This window comes from Rossellomorea sp. YZS02 (assembly GCF_033963925.1).
Classification (GTDB): Bacteria; Bacillota; Bacilli; order Bacillales; family Bacillaceae_B; genus Rossellomorea.
This window is the reverse complement of sequence record NZ_JAXBLY010000009.1, coordinates 55,146-75,535: the sequence shown is the minus strand read 5'-3', so window position 1 is coordinate 75,535 and position 20,390 is coordinate 55,146. Positions and strand designations below refer to the sequence as shown.

Annotated in this window: 17 protein-coding genes; all 17 read right to left on the bottom strand. The window is 42.3% G+C overall.

Features of this window, described 5'->3' with window-relative positions; genetic code table 11:
• Nucleotides 1-29: 29 nt before the first annotated feature.
• Complete coding sequence (gene ymfI / locus SLH55_RS10760) at nt 30-746, bottom strand: elongation factor P 5-aminopentanone reductase (RefSeq protein WP_219168815.1); 717 nt, start codon at nt 744-746, stop codon at nt 30-32.
• 69 nt (nt 747-815) lie between these two features.
• Complete coding sequence (gene yfmH / locus SLH55_RS10755; RefSeq protein ID WP_219168816.1) at nt 816-2,105, bottom strand: EF-P 5-aminopentanol modification-associated protein YfmH; 1,290 nt, start codon at nt 2,103-2,105, stop codon at nt 816-818.
• Between the two features lie 2 nt (nt 2,106-2,107).
• Entirely contained in the window at nt 2,108-3,382 is a 1,275-nt protein-coding gene (gene yfmF, locus SLH55_RS10750; RefSeq protein WP_219168817.1) for an EF-P 5-aminopentanol modification-associated protein YfmF, read from the bottom strand.
• A 279-nt stretch (nt 3,383-3,661) separates the two neighbouring features.
• Entirely contained in the window at nt 3,662-4,621 is a 960-nt protein-coding gene (locus SLH55_RS10745) for an ABC transporter permease (protein ID WP_219168818.1), read from the bottom strand.
• Nucleotides 4,622-5,671, bottom strand: coding sequence for an ABC transporter permease (locus SLH55_RS10740; RefSeq protein ID WP_219168819.1), 1,050 nt, complete (start codon nt 5,669-5,671; stop codon nt 4,622-4,624).
• Nucleotides 5,664-7,199, bottom strand: coding sequence for an ABC transporter ATP-binding protein (locus SLH55_RS10735; RefSeq protein WP_219168820.1), 1,536 nt, complete (start codon nt 7,197-7,199; stop codon nt 5,664-5,666). The genes SLH55_RS10740 and SLH55_RS10735 overlap by 8 nt, the downstream gene beginning before the upstream one ends.
• Nucleotides 7,200-7,409: 210 nt before the next feature.
• On the bottom strand, nt 7,410-8,504 hold the full coding sequence (locus SLH55_RS10730; protein ID WP_219168821.1) for a BMP family lipoprotein: 1,095 nt from the start codon (nt 8,502-8,504) through the stop codon (nt 7,410-7,412).
• 50 nt (nt 8,505-8,554) lie between these two features.
• Nucleotides 8,555-9,280, bottom strand: coding sequence for a GntR family transcriptional regulator (locus tag SLH55_RS10725; protein ID WP_206850891.1), 726 nt, complete (start codon nt 9,278-9,280; stop codon nt 8,555-8,557).
• Nucleotides 9,281-9,707: 427 nt separating this feature from the next.
• Nucleotides 9,708-12,065: a DNA translocase FtsK gene (locus SLH55_RS10720; RefSeq protein WP_219168822.1), complete on the bottom strand. Its 2,358-nt coding sequence runs from the start codon at nt 12,063-12,065 to the stop codon at nt 9,708-9,710.
• Nucleotides 12,066-12,250: 185 nt separating this feature from the next.
• Nucleotides 12,251-12,457: a YlzJ-like family protein gene (locus SLH55_RS10715; protein WP_219168823.1), complete on the bottom strand. Its 207-nt coding sequence runs from the start codon at nt 12,455-12,457 to the stop codon at nt 12,251-12,253.
• Nucleotides 12,454-13,209 (bottom strand): ClpP family protease, encoded by a 756-nt coding sequence (locus tag SLH55_RS10710; RefSeq protein ID WP_319003590.1) that lies wholly within the window; start codon nt 13,207-13,209, stop codon nt 12,454-12,456. The genes SLH55_RS10715 and SLH55_RS10710 overlap by 4 nt, the downstream gene beginning before the upstream one ends.
• A 124-nt stretch (nt 13,210-13,333) precedes the next feature.
• A complete protein-coding gene (locus SLH55_RS10705; RefSeq protein WP_219168824.1) occupies nt 13,334-15,001 on the bottom strand; it encodes a ribonuclease J in 1,668 nt (555 codons plus the stop codon).
• A gap of 271 nt (nt 15,002-15,272) precedes the next feature.
• Entirely contained in the window at nt 15,273-16,145 is an 873-nt protein-coding gene (gene dapA / locus SLH55_RS10700) for a 4-hydroxy-tetrahydrodipicolinate synthase (RefSeq protein ID WP_257475121.1), read from the bottom strand.
• Between the two features lie 22 nt (nt 16,146-16,167).
• Complete coding sequence (dapG, locus tag SLH55_RS10695) at nt 16,168-17,406, bottom strand: aspartate kinase (protein ID WP_219168825.1); 1,239 nt, start codon at nt 17,404-17,406, stop codon at nt 16,168-16,170.
• Between the two features lie 88 nt (nt 17,407-17,494).
• Nucleotides 17,495-18,544, bottom strand: coding sequence for an aspartate-semialdehyde dehydrogenase (asd, locus tag SLH55_RS10690; protein WP_219169349.1), 1,050 nt, complete (start codon nt 18,542-18,544; stop codon nt 17,495-17,497).
• Between the two features lie 212 nt (nt 18,545-18,756).
• Complete coding sequence (dpaB, locus tag SLH55_RS10685; RefSeq protein WP_257475123.1) at nt 18,757-19,350, bottom strand: dipicolinate synthase subunit B; 594 nt, start codon at nt 19,348-19,350, stop codon at nt 18,757-18,759.
• Entirely contained in the window at nt 19,347-20,249 is a 903-nt protein-coding gene (gene dpaA / locus SLH55_RS10680) for a dipicolinic acid synthetase subunit A (RefSeq protein ID WP_219168826.1), read from the bottom strand. Before dpaA ends, dpaB begins: the two co-directional genes overlap by 4 nt.
• Nucleotides 20,250-20,390: the final 141 nt, after the last annotated feature.

The following is a 20,390-nucleotide window of genomic DNA, read 5'->3' as shown; positions in this document are numbered from 1 at the left end:
CGCCTTAAACAATTGCCCTAAGAAATATTTTATGTGTACCAGCCCCCATTGACAGAAAGGGTTTGACCGGTAATATACGTCGCCTTGGAAGATAATAGAAACTGAATAGAATCTGCAATCTCGTCCGGTTGGGCGAAGCGGCCCATTGGAATCTCATCATACAAGGAATGTTTATCGTCGTCTGTGAAGGCGCTCATCATGGCGGTTTCTACAACCCCTGGTGCAACTGCGTTGACTCTCACACCACTTAGAGCGAGTTCTTTACTCAAAGATTTAACAAATGCCAATTGGGCACCTTTAACGGTTGAATATACAACCTCACAAGCCCCGCCAATCTGACCCCAGATCGAGCTGACCATAACGATGCCCCCTTTTCTTTCAATGATCTTTGGAAGCAGCTTTTGAACAAGAATTAAAGGGCTTTTGACATGTAGATTGATCATCTCGTCCATATGATTTTCAGTTTGATCCTGGAAGAGTCCCCAGCTTGAATTCCCACTGCAATATATGATGGCATCAAGCCGGAAAATCGACTCTACAAGCCTCCCCACTTCTTCCGGTAAAGACAGATCCGCACGGATGGGGATCGCTTCCACTCCGAATCCTTCCACTTTATGTATTAACTCTTCCACAGCCTTTTTATTGGTATGGTAATGCAAATAGAGGTTCCATCCCTCTTCTGCCAGTTTAAGGGCTGTACTGCTGCCAATACCACCGGATGATCCTGTAATTAATGCGAATTTCATTCTGTTCACTCCAAACAAATATAACATAAAGAGAGGAACTACCCTTAAAAAAGAATAGCTCCCCTACTGTCATGATTTAGGTACTACCTGACACACGGTAAAACGTTCTTCACTAATAATCGAATCAGCAACAGCCTGAATATCATCATATTTCAACGCTTCAAGAGTCGGTACTACTTCAAATAAATCCATCTCATTAAACGCGTAGCGTGTAAATTGATTGGCGATATATTCAGGAGAGTTAATGGCACGAAGGAATGAACCGATCTTTTTCTTCTTCGTTCTCTCAAGTCCTTCTTCTGTGAAGAGAGATTCCTCTTTCGCTTTCAGAAGAAGTGATTGTACTTTCTCAGCCAGTTCATCTGGTCTTTCCGTATCACCACCTACAGTAAGGAAACCAAAGCCATTTTCCTGCGTATAGTCATAATGGAATGTTTCATCGATCAAGCCATCATTATAAAGTTCAGAATAATGAGGTGAGCTCTTTCCAAACACCATATCGAGGAAAACATTCATGGATAGCTCCTGTCTGAGCATTTCCTTGCCTTGTTGATGCGGCTCTGGGGCTTTAAGGCCAACCAGGCATTTAGGACTCTGCACATTCATCTTAAGCACTTGTTTCGTCTCTGCAACGGTCTCTGGTTCATCCTCAAATTTCCGTTTGATTTCAGGCATCTTTTCATAATCCTTCTTTTCCTGATTTGAACGGATCTGATTCATGATTTGATCGGGATCTACTGAGCCCACCACAAAGAGAAGCATATTGCTCGGGTGGTAGAATGTATTGTAACACTGATACAGCATATCTTTCGTAATTGGAGTAATGGACTCAATGGTACCTGCGATATCAATCTTCACGGGGTGATTCTTATACATATTCTGTATGACGCCGAAGTATAGTCGCCAATCCGGATTATCGTCATACATCGTGATTTCCTGACCAATGATTCCTTTTTCTTTTTCCACCGTTTTTTCTGTGAAGTAAGGGTCCTGGACGAAATCAATAAGCGTTTCTAAATTCCGTTCTACATTGGTCGTACTTGAGAATAGATAAGCAGTCCGGGTGAAGGAGGTGAAGGCATTGGCAGATGCTCCCTGCTTACTGAATTGTTGGAAGACATCTCCATCTTCTTTTTCAAATAGCTTGTGTTCCAAGAAATGGGCAATCCCATCGGGTACCTTGACGAATTCATCTTCACCAAGAGGGACGAAATGATTGTCTATGCTTCCATATTTCGTTGTAAAAGTGGCATATGTCTTATTGAATCCTTTTTTTGGAAGGATATATACGTCCAGCCCGTTTGACATCTTTTCATAATACAAATTTTCCTGTAATTGATCGAAGGAAATTTTCTTCATCTTTATCCCTCCATTCCTGTTAGAAAGTAGATTGTATCGAGTTCAACTTTATTTGCCGCTTTCACGATATCTTCTTTTGTCGTTTTTTCAATTTCATCAAGCCAATGTTTCAAGTCGATTTCTTCATGTGCTACTGCATTATGATATAGGACCTCGACCAGACCTCTGGATGTATCAATCGTTTCAAGGAGCTGATTCCGGATGACTGCTTTCGTCTGTTCGATCTCACCATCTGTAAAATCCCCGTCCTTCATTGCTTGAAGCTGCTCGTTGATGATGCCGACCGCTTGATCATACTTCTCGAATTCGATTCCTGACATGACCATCAATAAACCTTTATGACTCTCGAGGCGGCTCGCAGCGTAGTATGCCAGGCTCGCTTTTTCCCTCACGTTAATGAACAACTTGGAATGGGAGAATCCACCGAATATACCATTGAATACTTGAAGGGCGAAATAATCAGCATCTCCATATTTCGTATGTGTACGGTAACCCATATTCAGCTTTCCTTGTTTCACATCCTGCTTCTCTTTTACGACGTTTTCATTTTCTTTCCTCTTCACCTCGGAAGAATCCACAGATTGAGGACTACGTTCTTTCAATTCGAAAAGTTCATCACAGAGATTTTCAACTTCTGAAACGTCTACATCACCGATTATATACAGATCAAACTGATCTTCAGTTATCACTTTTTGATAATATTCGTATAAACTCTTGGCCGTGATGCTCTCCACTTCTTCACTCACACCGTTGACATGAAGGGCAAATCTCTCGCCTTTACACATTTCTTCGACAAGTCGTGAATTGGCATAGCGCATTTTGTCATCATAAACGGCCTGAATTCGTACCTTTTGATTCCGCTTTTCCTTTTCGACTGTTTTCTTGTCGAAACCACCCTCTTCAACATGAGGGTTTTGCAAGACATCTGCCAGGAATTCGATGCCTTTCTGAAGTAATGGTTCGGAGTCCTTCAGAAACTTTTCGTTTGCGATCTCAACAGACATACTGACCACATGGTACTCACCTTTTTTCCCTAAATCCACAAAAAAGTTCGCTCCATATAACTCATCAAGATAGGAGCGTAATTCCGTCGTGCTCTGATAGGTCTTCGTACTGCTTTGCATGACATGGGGCAATAATCCCCGTAATGTAACGGTTTCCGGATCAAGGGGTGCTTTCATTTTTAAAACGAGGCTGTTGGTTTTATACTTATCCGTTTGAACGATATGTAGCGTGTACCCATGTTTCTTCTTGACTATTTCGTTAATGGCTGTCATCGTACCGTCCTCCTTAGTTCCATGCTTCCATCATTTTGGTTTCAATCATTATAAACACCCTTATTGTGTGGTATTTATGTATAACTATACATGTAGTGAGAGATTGATTTCAAGCATCTTCCACTGTTGGTAAAATACTCATTTGAGTAAACTATTATATGCCTATGAATTTCCCATTATGTTTGAAGCGAAAACCATTTCAAACGGAGTTTAAACAAAGAAAAAGGATATCCCTATTTTCGGGATATCCTTTTCACTTGATCTCGATTTTATTAACGATTAACGGTTTCCTTTGATGTATGGTGTACCAAGCGCTTTAGGTGCGTCTGCACGTCCGATGAAGCCTGTCAATGCAAGGATGGTTAACACGTATGGAGCGATCAATAGGAATACACTTGGAATGTTTTCAAATAATGGGATGCTTGATCCGATGATGCTTAAACTTTGAGCGAATCCGAAGAAGAGGGCCGCTCCCATGGCTCCAAGTGGATGCCATTTACCGAAGATCAAGGCTGCAAGTGCCATGAATCCTTGTCCGCTGATCGTTGCATGGCTGAAGTCTGAAGAAATCGCCTGAGCGTATACTCCCCCGCCGACACCTGCAAAAGCACCGGAAATGATGACACCGATATAGCGCATTTTCGTTACATTGATTCCCATTGTGTCTGCAGCCATAGGATGCTCCCCTACAGAACGCAATCTCAGACCAAATGGGGTTTTGAACATAATGAACCAAACAATGAAAGATACAAGAATCGCAACGAATGGCGGCCAGTATGTGTTGGAAAAGAAGATATCTCCAATAACCGGAATCTTGTGAAGTAAAGGAACATCGACCTTCCCAAACCCTTCAGAGATGATATCCGTTTGACCTTTTCCATAGATACGTTTGACTAAGAAGAGAGTCAAACCGACTGCCAGCAAGTTGATGGCTACACCTGATACAACCTGGTCAGCCCTGAATGTGATGGAAGCAACGGCATGCAGAATAGCAAGCAGTCCCCCCATCACCATGGCCACAAGCAGCGCGACCCAAGGAGTCGCTGCACCGAAAGTATCTGAAAAAGCAAGATTAAATACAATACTTGAGAAAGCACCGATGACCATTAGCCCTTCGAGTCCGATGTTTACTACACCTGAACGCTCTGAGAACGCCCCTCCCAAAGCAGTGAAAATAAGTGGTGTTGCCCAAAGCAAAGTTGATGGGATGAGGATTGTCAAAATATCAATAAAACCCACTTATTTCACCCCCTTTTTACTAAATCGTTGAATCAGATAACGGATCATATAACCAGATGCTACAAAGAAAATGATAAGGGCAATGATGATGTCTACCAGTTCATTTGGAATTCCAGCATCGAGAGGCATATTCAGCGCCCCTACTTTAAGTCCTCCAAATAGAAGAGCTGCGAACACAACTCCGATGGCCGCATTACCACCAAGAAGGGCTACAGCGATTCCATCGAATCCGACCCCTGTAAATCCTCCCTTGATTGAAGCATAGCCGAATGTCCCAAGACCTTCCATCGCTCCTGCAAGGCCGGCAAAAGCTCCCGAGATGACCATGGAAAGGATGATGTTCCCATTCACGTTCATACCTGCATATTGTGAAGCATGCTGGTTGAACCCTACAGAACGAAGCTCATACCCACGCGTTGTCTTTTCAAGCAGGAACCACATAATGAATACACATGCAAGGGCGATGAAAATCCCCCAATGCAGACGGGAGTAATCTGTCAAACTTTCAAAGAAAGGTGATTTCAATGAAGCTGTATCTGCAATCATTTCTGTACGATCTTTACGATCAGTAATGACATCACGGATAATGGCATTTGTAACATGAAGAGCAATATAGTTCATCATGATCGTGACAATTACTTCATGTACGCGGAATTTCGCTTTAAGAAGTCCCGGGATAAAGCCCCATAGCGCTCCTGCTAATGCTGCCGCAATGATGGCAAGGGGCAGGTGGATCAGCTTTGGTAAATAATCAAAAGCAACCCCTACCCATACAGCTGCAAGCCAGCCCACGATCAATTGACCTTCCACCCCGATGTTAAAGAGACCCGTTCTAAAGGCGAAGGCAACAGCCAGTCCTGCCAAAATATATGGTGTTACTTGACGGATTGTTTCTCCTACATAATAGATCTCCCCGAAGATCCCATTCCATAATGCAGCGTACCCGGCAATCGGGTCATATCCACTCACCAGCATGATGATCGTTCCGACAATGATACCTAAAAGGACCGAGATTACCGGGATTAATATATTTGTTAATCGATTAGACATTTGATTTCCCTCCCGCTTCCTTCCTTTTTGAACCAGCCATTAACAAGCCAAGTTCTTGTTCGGTTGTTTCCCTTGGATTGACGATCGCCACAATTTGACCCTCATAGATAACGGCGATACGGTCACTTACATTCATGATCTCATCGAGTTCAAATGACAGCAGAAGAACCGCTTTTCCGTTATCTCTTTGTTCAATCAGACGTTTATGGATAAACTCGATCGCCCCTACATCAAGGCCCCTGGTCGGCTGTGCAGCAATCAATAAATCCGGATCGCGGTCAACTTCACGGCCGATGATTGCTTTTTGCTGATTCCCCCCGGATAAAGCACGGGCAAGGGTAAATTCTGATGGAGTCCTGACATCAAATTCCGATATCAGTTTTCTTGCCTGATTGTAAATATTCTTATAACTAAGTACCCCTTTGTTGGAATACGGTTTTTGGTAATAAGTCTGAAGAACCATATTTTCCCCAATAGGAAAATCGAGTACCAGGCCGTGTTTATGCCTATCCTGAGGAATATGACCTACGCCTGACTCATAAATTTTGCGAGGCTTCATATTTGCGATTTCTTTACCATTCAGTTTAACTGAACCACTGTCGACTTTATGAAGACCTGTGATGGCCTCGATCAACTCACTTTGTCCGTTTCCATCCACACCGGCTATGCCAAGGATCTCCCCTGCTTTCACCTCAAGGTTTAAGCCCTTTACAACAGGGACATTTCGATGATCTTTTACGTTTAAGTCACGAACCTCGAGAACATTATCACTAGGTGTAGCTTCTTTCTTCTCCGTTTTAAACGTAACTTCACGTCCCACCATCAGGCTGGCAAGATGATTTGGATCGGTCTCTGTAACTTTCACAGTCCCAATCCCTTTCCCTTTTCTGATAACGGTTACATTATCACACACTTCCATAATTTCTTTCAGTTTATGGGTGATGAGAATGATGGACTTACCTTCTTTAATCAGAGTTTTCATGATTTGAATGAGCTCTTTGATTTCCTGTGGAGTCAATACAGCAGTTGGCTCATCGAATATCAGGATTTCTGCTCCACGATAAAGTGTCTTTAATATTTCCACACGTTGCTGCATACCTACTGAAATTTCAGAAATCTTAGCATTAGGATCTACTTTCAGACCATATCGTTCAGAAATATCGAGAATATCTTTTTCAGCTTTTTTAATATCGACTGTTGCCCCGGACTTCGGCTCTCTTCCGAGAATGATATTTTCCGTTACAGTGAAGGTATCGACGAGCATAAAATGCTGATGAACCATCCCGATTCCAAGATCATTGGCTATGTTCGGGTTGGTAATATTCACTTTTTGCCCTTTCACACGGATTTCTCCCTGCTCAGGCTGGTACAAGCCGAATAACACGTTCATCAATGTCGACTTACCGGCTCCATTTTCACCAAGAAGCGCATGAATTTCACCTTTTTTGAGCTGGAGGGTAATGTTGTCATTTGCTACGATGCCTGGAAATTCCTTACGAATATTCAGCATCTCGATTACGTAATCCATTGCTAATCACTCCTTGCATAGACTAGGGATATTTATCTAGTAGTTAGAGGTCAGACCTTAACACGCCAGAAAAAAAAGGGTTTCCCCGAATAAAAATCTAAATGAAAGATAGAAAAGTTCTATACTTCAATTAAATTTCTATTAACATATGAATCTCTTATTTATCAGGATAAGCGGCCAGCGTTAGCTGGCCACCTGTCCCATATGCTATTAGTTAGCTGAGAAAGCTTCCGCATCCTTGATTGTTTCAGGAACGGTTACTTCACCGCTAGTAATTTTTTCTTTCCATTCGTCTACTTTTTTCATGACTTCATCTTTGTTGGAAAGCTCTGCATTTAATTCAGCAAGCCCAACGCCGTCTTCTTTAAGACCGTAAAGGATTTGTTCCCCTCCTGGGAAGTTTCCTTCTTTTGCTTTAGTAGATAGATCTACTACAGCGTTATCAACGCGTTTCAATGCTGATGTCAGGATGATATTATGATCTCCTACTTTACCTTCTGCAGATTGATCAGAGTCAACGCCGATTGCCCAAAGTTCACGTGAAGGATCTTTTTCTTTCAGGTCGCGTGCTTCTTTGAATAAACCATTACCAGTTCCACCAGCTGCATGGAAGATCACGTCTACATCTTGAGTGTACATTTTAGAAGCGATTGTTTGTCCAAGTTCAGCTTTGTCGAAAGCCCCTGCATAGTCTGCAACGATTTCTGCATCAGGATTGACTGCTTTAACACCAGCAATGAAACCAGAGTGGAAGCGTTCGATTACCGGAATCTCCATACCACCGATGAATCCGATTTTGTTCGTTTTAGTCGCAAGTCCTGCTGTTACACCAGCAAGGAAAGAAGCTTCCTGTTCCTTGAACATGATGCTTGCAACGTTTGGTTGCTCTACAACAGCATCAACGATTGCGAAATGTGAATCTTTTTGTTGTTGTGCAATTTCAGTGATTGCACCTTCCATAAGGAAGCCGATACCATATACTAAGTCAAAATCTTGACGAGCTAATTTGTTTAAGTTCGTAGCATAGTCAGCATCAGATTGTGATTGTAAGTAGTCAAATCCATCTTTACCTTTTTCCAGGTCGTTTTCTTTACCGAAAGCTTTAAGGCCTTCCCAAGCTGATTGGTTGAAAGACTTATCATCTACTCCACCAACGTCTGTAACCATTGCTACTGTGAATTGATCTTCTTTGTTACCTTCACCACTAGATGCACCTTCTTTGTCCTCGCTTGTTCCACAAGCACCTAATAATGTACCTGCCGCCAGAACAAATGATAACGCTAAACCGAATTTACGTTTTTTCACCTAGAGTACCCCCTATTATTGTAATAAATTAGTAGTAAGATGGATTGCTGTTATATGCGCTTTCTTAATACCTGGAAGCTAAATTTGTCTGACCTGAAATAGTTTACGGAATACAAGATCGGCTCATCATTCTCGTCAAAGTGCATTTGCTTTAACACGAGTAAGGCCGTCTCCGGTTCGCAATTTAGAATAGGGGAGATTTTATCGTGATAACCCATTGGTTCTATTTGTGCCACTGCATGAGTGATTCTCTTATTCTCTCGTTTTTCCAAAACGGTGAAAATCGAATTATCCTCATGTGTGAAATTCCTTGGCATTACCTTCTCAGGAATCTTGTCTACACAATATACAACCGGTTCTCCATTAGCGGTTCGAACCCTTTCAATCAGGATCACGTCGTCCTCTTCATTGCATGTAAACCTTTTCACGTCATCCTCAGTAGCTTCTTGAGTTGTTGAGCTTAAGAAAATGGTCCCTGGCTCCATACCAGCCTGCTTAATCATGTTCGTTACACTGTTCAACTGCTCGATACCGGAAGTAAAGAGCGGTTTCGCGTTTACAAATGTACCTACTCCATGACGTCGTACGATGACACTTTCTTCCTCAAGAATTCTGAGAGCTTCCCTAAGAGTCGCCCTACTTACACCTAATTGTTTGGAGAGATCGAATTCTGATGGAAGCTTCTCTTTCTCTTTGTATACTCCCGCCTCGATATCCTTCTTCAAACGATCAATCACCTGTAAGTATAAATGCCGATTGTCTGTTTTTATTGTCACTGGAACCACCACCACATTTTCTCAAGACATCAGACCTCTGATGTATATCTTTCCTACTAATCGAAAATACTATAACACTTTTCTTTTGATAAATAAATAGCATTGTGTGATTTTGTCGAAAAAAATGATTAGAATGACAATTTCGAATCCTTTTTTGTAATATTTTAGAAAAAATAACCTTTTGAATGGGTTTTCATGGGATATTTTAACTATATTTTTACAGGGGTATCGTATTTCATTATCAATCTTTACATACATGCAACAAGAGCATTACTTTTGTAAACGCTTTTAATAGTATAACATATTCGTGGATAACTACTTATTTTTATATGTTTCCAGTACTCAAATGGCTTTATAATCATAAAATCACCTAAAAAAAAGGTGTGTTACCCCATTCTGAATCATTAGGGTAACACACCTCTTATTTTTATGAACTTTGTTCTTCTGAAGGCTTGCCCACAAGGACCGTTCTCGGCTTGCTGCCTTCATAAGGACCAACGACTCCCCTGACTTCCATTTCATCGATCAGTCTGGCGGCTCTCGTATAGCCAATCCTGAACCGTCTTTGAAGCATGGACACAGAGGCAGTCTGCATCTCTGCTATTAGCTGGACGGCATCATTATATAATTCGTCTTCCGCTTCGCCTTTTTTCTCATCTTCAGGCACTTCGTCGGGAATCATTTCTTCCTGATACTGAGCCTTTTGCTGAGAGATGACAAAATCAACGATTTCTTCTACTTCTTCATCTGATAAGAAAGCTCCTTGAACTCTTGTAGGCTTGGATGCTCCTACAGGCATGAACAGCATATCTCCCCTGCCCAATAGCTTCTCTGCCCCTCCTGAGTCCAATATCGTCCTTGAATCGGTTTGAGAGGATACGGCAAACGCAATCCTCGAAGGGATATTGGCTTTAATGACTCCCGTGATAACATCTACTGACGGACGCTGTGTCGCTATGATTAGATGGATTCCTGCAGCACGTGCCATCTGCGCAAGCCTTGTTATGGCATCCTCCACGTCGCTCGAAGCGACCATCATTAAATCGGCAAGCTCGTCGACAATGACCACAATGTATGGAAGAAGGGGCTGCTTATCATCGTTCTCATTATTTTGTCTCTTCACATATTCATTATAGCCTTCTATGTTCCTTGTGCCAGTATGAGAGAATAGCTCATATCTGCGCTCCATTTCACTTACAACCTTCTTCAATGCCTGTGAAGCTTTTTTGGCATCTGTTACAACTGGTGCCAGGAGATGGGGCACACCATTATATACATTTAACTCGACCATTTTGGGATCGATCATCATAAGCTTTACTTCATGGGGCTTGGCCCTCATAAGAATACTGGTAATAATACCATTGATACAAACACTCTTACCGCTTCCTGTTGCCCCTGCTACCAGTAAGTGAGGCATTTTATTCAGCTCAGCGAGAACCGCTTCACCTGTAATATCTCTCCCTAAGCCTATCTGCAATTTGGCATCGGGTTTATTATGTTCCTTCGCTTCAAGTACTTCACGCAGGGAGACCATGGCTACTTCTGAATTCGGCACCTCAATACCGATAGCAGACTTACCCGGTATCGGAGCCTCTATTCGGATGTCTTTTGCTGCAAGGGCCAGTGCGAGATCGTCACTTAAATTAACGATTCGGCTTACTTTCACTCCTACATCCGGATGCACTTCATATTTAGTTACGGCAGGGCCAAGATGGACTTGTGTAACCTTTGCCTTTACACCGAAACTTTGAAATGTTCTCTCGAGCTTTGCGGCATTGGCGTGGATCAATTGATATTCATTGCTTTGATCTGTTTTTCTTGGGCTTTTTAATAAAGCAATTGACGGAAGCTTGTAATCTTTATTTTCCACTTCAGTGAAGGTGATGGGGGGAGCAGTCTCCGCTTCACCTTCTGACTGGTTGAGATTGTTCGACTCAGCTTCTTCTTTTTCATCCGTTACAGCTCTTTGAGATGGTGAATCATCTTTAGGAATTTCGCCATATGCACGCTCTGCAAAATTCGAGATGATCGGTTCCCTTTTTTCTTCTTCCTGAGGAAGCACTGACTCAACCGATCCCTGGCTTTTCTGCGGTGCATCTTGCTTCTTCTTCTCTTTTATCTCTTTTTTCTTGGATTGTTCCTCTTTCCAATCACTCATATCTTGCTTAAATGCTGACCATTGTCCACTCATGAAGGCACCGAACCGCTTCCCCGCCCTTCCGAGTACATCACCTAAGGATTTACCTGTCACTAGAATGATGCCGATCATGATGAAGGTTGCGCTTACGATCCTTGCACCTTGTGAATCAAAAAGAAAATAAGAAACGGCAAACAGAACGCTGCCGATCATACCTCCTCCAAGATCCGATGTACTGGTTTCACCTCTGATATCCATCCAATACAAATCCCATGTATTCATAATGACACTTGGATTATCGAATGACCCGCCATTGGAAAGGAGATCAAATAATTTCACGTGACTCAATAGCAGGAAACTTGCAATGATAATGTATATCCCGACCAATCTGCGGCTGAATAACATTGGTACTTCTCGCTTAATCATAAGGTAACCCGCTACATATAGCATCCATAAAAGGGCAATCATATACCATTCCCCAAGGAAGAAACGATAAAAATATACAAGTGCTTTCCCTACAGCGCCAAGCTCAATGATGGAAATCAAGCTTAGGGCGGAAAGGATGAGTCCGATAATCTCATATTTAATCGTCTGTTTTAATGTGGAGCTAGTTTGAGAACGTTTTTTTCTTTTTTTTCGTTTTGCCAATCCATTCACCTAAATTCTGTTGAAGTCTACCAAAGTTATGTACATAAAGATGAAGAAAGGGCTGACCCTTTGGGGCAATGTGTGTGCCTAAGGTGTCAGACCCTTCCCGTAAACTTATCATATCAATAATCGTTTGCAAGTATATTATAGCATAACCACTATTTGGGGAAAATCCTCTTTCTCACTTAATTGTTGATAAATTCCCCTGGGCATATTTGTTCATTCAAGTAATGTGCAGGATCACTGCTCATGACCCGGATGATTCGATACTTGTTTTCTTCCTGCTGGACGAGGATGGGAATGCCCTGATAATCCATCATCATTTGACCGCTGAATTCACTGGCTTCTGTCGGGAATACAAGATCATTGGGTACCACTGTATAAAGAATCATTGAACAAGCCCCTCTTGCTGATCTGACTGCTTTCTCAGATCGATCAATTCATTGATTTTCTTGATTGCTGTACCGATACCGCCAATACCATCTATCAACCCGTATTCCACTGCATCATCCCCCACCACATTTGTCCCAATATCCCTGGTAAGGTTACCTTTTGCAAACATAAGATCCTTAAAATCTTCTTCTGTAATATTGCTGTGTTTTGTGACAAAGCTCACCACTCTGTCCTGCATTTTATCAAGATACTCAAATGTTTGTGGCACCCCGATGACTAACCCGGTTAATCGAACAGGGTGAATCGTCATGGTAGCGGTGCTTGCAATGTAAGAGAAGTCGCATGATACAGCAATCGGCACCCCGATACTATGGCCTCCTCCGAGAACTACAGAGACTGTGGGTTTGGATAGTGAAGCAATCATTTCAGAAATGGCTAATCCAGCTTCTACATCTCCCCCGACTGTATTTAAAATGACAACAAGTCCTTCAATTTTAGGGTTTTGTTCAATTGCCACGAGCTGTGGTATGACATGTTCATACTTTGTCGTTTTATTTTGGGGCGGAAGCTGCATATGTCCTTCGATTTGTCCTACAATCGTCAGACAATGGATATTAGAGTCTTGAGAAAGCTGTGGAACATTGGTTTGACCTAACTGTTGTATCTTCTCCATTAACCCGGAAGGCTTGTCTTTTTGATCATCTTGTCCTTTGTTCGGCTCGTCCTGCATACGTTCACGATTTTGTTCCATGAAAACATCTCCTTTTTATTCCCATTCTCTTGTTATTATTTAAATATGGGAGTGTTTTCATACTTCATTCTTTAGCTTCAAATAAATATGAGGCTATTTGTTCGAAAACAAATAGCCTCATACTTTAAACTTCCATGATAATCGGCAAGATCATCGGTCTTCTTCTTGTTTTATTGAATAAGTAATAATTCAGTTGATCCCTGATTTCCTGCTTGATGGTTGTCCATTCAAAGGAGCCTTTTTGCAGATAAGAATGAACCACATCGGTCACAATCCCCCCTGCCCCTTCGATCAATTCCTCGGACTCCCTTACATATACGAATCCCCGTGAGATGATTTCAGGTCCGGCAACAATCGATTTCGACCTTCTGTTAATCGTGACGACAACCGTAAAAACTCCGTCTTCTGACAATAATTTACGATCTCGAAGGACAATGTTCCCTACGTCTCCAACCCCGATGCCATCAATCAATACATTCCCGGCCTGTACACGTCCGCTCATCCTCATCTTGCCGTCCTTGTATTGAAGGACGTCTCCTTTATCCAAAATAAAGATCTGCTTATGAGGAAGTCCTGTATCATGTGCGAGCTGAGTATGCGCGACTAGCATCTTGTATTCACCCTGGATGGGAATAAAGTATTTAGGTTTCATGATATTCAACATGAACTTCAAATCTTCCTGACTACCATGGCCTGATACATGAACCTTTTTATTGGCGGTCAATACATTTGCCCCGGCTCTAAAAAGCATGTCGATCGTCCTGCCGACAATCACTTCCATGCCCGGAGAAGGGGTGGCTGTAATGAGGACCGTGTCTCCTTCCTCGATGTTTACCAGACGGTGTGAACGCTTGGACATCCGTTGAAGTGCCTCAAACGGTTCTCCTTGAGTTCCTGTCGCGATGATGAGGATTTCATCTTTGGGGTAATCACCAATTTCGTCTATGCCGATGATCATTTCATCCCTGACATGAAGATATCCCAGTTTCAAGGCTACATCATACACTCTCTTCAAGCTCTTTCCAACTACCGCCACTTTACGGTTATTCTGGTCTGCAGCATCAAATAGCTGCTGAAGCCGAATTAAGTTCGAGGCGAAGCATGCCACAATGACTCTCCCTGATGCTTTCCGCAAGGCATTTGTAATATGCTGCTCTATGACTGCTTCAGATGTCGTAAATCCCGGTCTTTCTGCTTCTTTACTGTCAGATAACAAACAAAGGACGCCCTTCTCACCTATTTGTGCCATCTTGCCTAAATCCGGACGATACAAATGTTTGGCTGATTGATCAAATTTGAATTCACCTGTATGGACGATGACTCCTTCAGATGTATGTATGCAAACACCTACTGAATCTGGAATACTATGTGTGGTCTTAAAGAACGTGACATTCACTCCGTCAAAGTTAAGGTAGCTATCTGAGTGTACTGTATAGAATTTCACATCTTCCCTGACATTTTCGTCCTTCAGACGAGCTTTTACAAGTGCATTTGTCAAGCGTGTACCGTAAACAGGCGCTTTGATCTTACTTAATACATACCCAATCGCACCTATGCTGTCCTCATGTCCATGAGTCAGGAAGATTCCTTTGACCCGGTCTTTGTTTTCAATCAGATACTGAATGTCCGGGATGACGATATCGATTCCCAGCATTTCGTTTTCCGGAAACATGAGTCCCGCGTCGATCACGAATATTTCATGATCCACTTCTACCACATACATGTTCTTCCCGATTTCTCCTACTCCCCCGAGTGGTATTACTTTAATATTTTCATTCTTTGTCTTACTCACATTTATGTCCTCCTATGCTGTTCCTTCCCCGATCTTCAATCAGTTATATCCATTATACTTGATACGAATTTGGGAGTACAACCAATTTTATCCTTACTAATCAATATTAGGAAAAACACTGCAATCATCTATACTAACTACTATTTCTATACTGCACGGGTAAATCCTTCTTCTTTATAGCAATTAAATCATGACAATCTATAGATATGACAAAAGACCGGAAAGGAAACTCAATCCTTCACGGTCTTTTGAAAATTAAATATGGATTAGCTTACAATGACTTCTCCAATAATTGAGATAGCTTTGCCCTTTCCACTTCTGTGAGTGGAATTAAAGGTAGACGAACAGAGCCCACGTCCAGTCCCTTCATCTGCAGAGCCGTTTTGACCGGGGTAGGATTCGGACTCATGAACAGCCCCTTCATGATGGGTAGGAGACTTTGATGCAGACGTGCTGCATCTGCCGGTTTCCCATTTAGAAAGGCAGAGACCATATCCTGCATTTTGTTTCCGATGACATGGGAAGCTACAGACACAACTCCAGCTCCGCCTATGGATAATACCGGCAGGGTAAGACCGTCATCTCCACTGAATAACATAAAATCATCGGATGTATGTGAAATGATTTCAGTCATACTATCCAGATCACCACTTGCCTCTTTTACGGCAACGATGTTCTCGATTTTTGAAAGGCGGATGATCGTTTCGGGTGACACGTTGACGCTCGATCTACCTGGAATGTTATACAGCATCACTGGTAAGTCTGTCGATTCGGCGATTACTTTAAAATGCTGATACATCCCTTCCTGACTCGGTTTATTGTAATACGGGGCAACCAGCATGATTGCATCAACGCCTGCCTCTTTTGCTTTTTTCGTAAGCTCTATCGAGGCATGGGTATTATTGCTTCCCGTCCCAGCAATGACTGGAATCCTTCCATCCACAACTTTCACTACATGCCGAAATAGGGCAACCTTTTCTTCTTTTGTTAAGGTAGGTGACTCCCCTGTCGTCCCTGCTACTACTAACGAATCCGATCCGTTGTCGATCAGATACTGAATTAACTGAGTCGTTTTAGTAAAATCAATATTTCCTTTACGGTCAAATGGCGTAACCATTGCCGTAGAAACACGGCCAAAATTCAATCTAGTCACTCTCCTCTTGTGATTATCCCACTTTGAATGCAGCACTTCTCTCTTGTAATTGAAACGTATCATGCAGGGCATTGATGGCATTGATCAAGTCCATTTCTTTCACCAGCACCCAAATGGTCGTATGACTGTCCGCAGATTGAAGAATGCGAATCCCTTCATTGGAAAGGGAAGAAACAATGGCAGAGGTCACACCCGGTACTCCGGTCATTCCCGCTCCAACCACTGAAATCTTTGCACACTCCGATTCAATAACGGGGTCATGCCCCATGTTCCTAAGAACATTTATTGCATCATCAGCAACTGACGACCCCACGGTGTAAACGACTCCCCTTGGGGATATGTTAATGAAATCTACACTTATCTCCTCTTTGGCCATAGCCTTAAAGACCTCAGCTTGAAGATTGTATTGATCTTCCTTAGCAAACACTTTAATTTGGGTTAGGTTGGATACATGAGCAATCCCTGTTACGGGATGACTCCTGAACTCTTTGTGCGCTTTCGTATTCTCAAGCGTGGTAACAAGGGTACCTTCGCCATTAGAGTATGTGGAGCGAATCCTGATTGGAACATTCGAATTCATGGCAATCTCAACCGCCCTGGGATGTATCACCTTGGCACCCTGGTATGCCATATTACATACTTCGTTATACGAAACAACCGTAATGGGTCTTGCCTTGGAAGAAATCCGTGGATCGGCGGTCATGACTCCCTCCACATCTGTGAATATATCAATGTAATCCGCTTTTAATGCGACGCCAAGTGCTGAAGCTGACGTATCACTTCCACCTCTGCCGATGGTTGTGATATCTCCATCCTTCGTTGCTCCCTGGAAGCCTGCAACTACCACGACATCATGCCGCTCGAGTTCATTTACCAAACGAGTGCATTTCATCTCGATGATCTTTGCGTTGTTAAAATCATTATTTGTCCGGAAGCCGGCCTGGGCTCCGGTAAGAGCTGTTGATCGGATCCCATGCTCTAGAAGCATATTGGAAAATACAAGGCTCGAAATGATCTCTCCACATGACAACAAGAGGTCCTGCTCCCTCTTACTGATTGAAGTATTCCTGCCTCCGATTAATGATAATAGTGAATCTGTCGCATAGGGTTCACCTTTTCTTCCCATTGCCGAAACGACTACCACCACTTTATATCCTTTTTCGATTGCTTGTTTCGTATGAGCCATTGCCTTGAGGCGGCTTACCTCGTCACGTACAGAAGTTCCACCAAATTTTTGAACGATCACTTTCATGACTACACCTCATTGTCATATGTTCAAGAGGTATGATAAAAATAGTAGTGGATTGATAGACATCTTCAGCTGGATCGATCCCTCTTTATTATTTAATTAAACCAAGCTTCATTAAACTTTCTGCGATCTGGACCGAGTTCCAAGCCGCTCCCTTCAGTAAGTTGTCAGATACAACCCACATATGGAAGCCCCTATCTTCATCAAGATCTTTACGCACCCGGCCTACAAATACATCCGGTTTTCCCACTGCATGAGCAGGCATTGGATATATTTGTTCTTCAGGAATGTCCTCAAGCGTTACGCCTGGCGCTTCCCGGAGAAGTTCATGGATCTCACTCACTGAAACAGAATCCTTCTCAATTTCAATATATACACTTTCAGAGTGACCTGTTACAACCGGTAATCTGACACAAGTAGCAGAAACCTTTAACGAAGGCATATGCATGATTTTTTTTGTTTCATTGATCATTTTCATCTCTTCAAACGTAAATCCGTTATCCTGAAATGTATCAATTTGTGGTATCGCATTGTATGCAATTTGATAATGTTTTTTGTCCCCTTTAACAGGTAAAACAGCAGGCTCAAAGGATTCCCCTGATAAAATGGCCTGTGACTGGGCATGAAGTTCATCTATTGCAACGGCCCCTGCACCTGAAACAGCTTGATAGGTAGAAACAATCACTTTCGTGAGGCCATATTGTTTGCGGATGGGCTCAAGTGCTGCAACCATTTGAATAGTCGAACAGTTAGGATTGGCAATAATTCCATTATGCTTCTTGATATCCTCTTCATTCACTTCCGGTACTACAAGTGGAACATCAGGATCCATCCGGTACGCACTTGTATTGTCCACAACGACTGCCCCGCGTTTTACGGCTTCAGGAGCAAGAAGTTTGGATACACTACCCCCTGCACTAAATAATGCAATATCGACTCCTTCAAAGCTTTCAGGCTTCGCTTCTTCTACCGTCCATTCCTTGCCTTTAAACATAACAGTGGATCCAGCTGATCGAGCTGATGATAACAAGGTCAATTGTTTTATAGGAAAATCCCTTTTATCTAAAGTTTGAAGCATCTGCTGTCCTACGGCACCTGTGGCACCCACAACAGCTACATGTAATCCCGTTGTATTCAAAATCTTCTCTCCTTCCAACCATTCAGTATTTTCATAGTACAATAGGTAAATGAATTTAGTCTATTACTATAATAAAGAATATTTTAACATAAACAATTATTCGACAATAGGAATTTTTTATTTCAAGTTGCGGTTCTTTCATTTAAGCAGCCTTCTTATACATGCATGAAAAGAAGGTCATCATAAAAGGATAATGAGATGACCTTCTTCCTGTATTAATCCAAATATCTTTCAATGATGACGGGTTGAAGCTGCCTTCCTTCCATCGCTGCTTCTATTGTTTCCTGGATCAGTGTCATCCTGGCCACCATTGATTTAGGCTTAGCAACAGGTGCATCCTGCCCAAATGGAATAAAATAGATGTCTTTTGTCGAAATTAATCGCATCAAATTCACACCATTTAATCCAAGAGCATCATTTGTGGAAATACCGAGCACCACAGGACGATGATTACGAATCGTTGCCTTAGCAGCCATCAATACAGGAGAATCGGTCATGGCATTGGCAAATTTACTCATAGAATTTCCTGTTAAGGGTGCAATCACCATGCAATCCAATGGGATCTTCGGACCAAGTGGCTCTGCCTTGACGATTGAATCGATGACTTTATGACCTGTTACTTCTTCGATTCGTTTGATCCAATCTTCCCCTTTACCGAATCTTGTCTCGGTGTTCATAACGGTTGATGTCACAATCGGCATGACTTCCGCTCCATTATTCACTAATCGCTCGATTTCCGGGAATACTGCATCATACGTACAGTGAGATCCTGTCAAACCAAACCCGATACGTTTTCCTTTCACACTCATGATGAACTCTCCTTTCCTAAATCAAAATCCTTCTCTAATAATTGACAAAGGACATTCGCCAGTATCTGCCCAGCCGTTTTCGGTGCTACAATTCCAGGGAGCCCTGGGGCTAATAGCGCTTTTATTCCACGCTTTTCTGCATAACGAAAATCTGTACCACCAGGCTTTGAAGCAAGATCGATGATTAACGTATGTGCAGGCATCTTAGCAATGACAGCAGCCTTCACGATATGCACTGGAATTGTATTAATACAAATGTCACAATTCTCAACTTCTTTTTCCAGATTATCCAAGTGAAATGGCACTAACCCCATTTCCGTCACCCTTGCCAGATGTTCACTTTTACGAACCCCGACCTTTACTCTTCCACCTAAATGATGAAACGTTCTAGCTACACTCATACCGACTCTCCCGAGACCCAATATGATGATGTCAGATCCATGTATAGTAAAGTCTGTATGTTGAATAGCCATCATAATCGTTCCCTCTACTGTAGGAATGGAATTATAAATGGCAACGTCGTCCCTTTCAAACAACTGAATAAGTTTACGGTTCGTTGAAGTCATGATTTTATCCAAGTATGCATTACTAATTCCTGAATAGATCGTACAGTGCTCTGGCGTCTCAGCTACAATTTCTTCGGTTAACATGATTTTCTCATTGGAAAAAATCGTATCTATTTCTCCTTGAAGATTCGTGCCTGGTACAGGTAATATGATGGCATCAATCAACGAAAAATCCACTTCATCAAGTTTTTCCTTCGAAGCCCCTGTAAAGGCATGATCTAGTTGTTCAAAACCTACGAGCGATATTTTGGCATCCAACTCTGTAAGCTTTCGAATGATCTCAAGTTGACGAGCATCTCCGCCTAGAACTGCGATCTGCATTCCAGTCAGCATCACTGATTTCACCTACTTTTAACATAATCGCTATTCTAAATCCCTTTTCACTTCAACAGTGTATGTTGCACCTGACCAATGGGTGAGAAGAAAAGGGGCATATGAACGTTTTGAAAAAGTAATCAAAAAAAATAAACGGGC

What these genes read in the sequence shown, in the direction of transcription:
- ymfI (WP_219168815.1), bottom strand. Translation starts at nt 746, where the DNA reads ATGAAATTCGCATTAATTACAGGATCATCCGGTGGTATTGGCAGCAGT.
- yfmH (WP_219168816.1), bottom strand. Translation starts at nt 2,105, where the DNA reads ATGAAGAAAATTTCCTTCGATCAATTACAGGAAAATTTGTATTATGAA.
- yfmF (WP_219168817.1), bottom strand. Translation starts at nt 3,382, where the DNA reads ATGACAGCCATTAACGAAATAGTCAAGAAGAAACATGGGTACACGCTA.
- SLH55_RS10740 (WP_219168819.1), bottom strand. Translation starts at nt 5,671, where the DNA reads ATGTCTAATCGATTAACAAATATATTAATCCCGGTAATCTCGGTCCTT.
- SLH55_RS10735 (WP_219168820.1), bottom strand. Translation starts at nt 7,199, where the DNA reads ATGGATTACGTAATCGAGATGCTGAATATTCGTAAGGAATTTCCAGGC.
- SLH55_RS10715 (WP_219168823.1), bottom strand. Translation starts at nt 12,457, where the DNA reads ATGATTCTTTATACAGTGGTACCCAATGATCTTGTATTCCCGACAGAA.
- SLH55_RS10710 (WP_319003590.1), bottom strand. Translation starts at nt 13,209, where the DNA reads ATGGAACAAAATCGTGAACGTATGCAGGACGAGCCGAACAAAGGACAA.
- dapG (WP_219168825.1), bottom strand. Translation starts at nt 17,406, where the DNA reads ATGAAAGTGATCGTTCAAAAATTTGGTGGAACTTCTGTACGTGACGAG.
- dpaB (WP_257475123.1), bottom strand. Translation starts at nt 19,350, where the DNA reads ATGAGTGTGAAAGGAAAACGTATCGGGTTTGGTTTGACAGGATCTCAC.
- dpaA (WP_219168826.1), bottom strand. Translation starts at nt 20,249, where the DNA reads ATGCTGACTGGAATGCAGATCGCAGTTCTAGGCGGAGATGCTCGTCAA.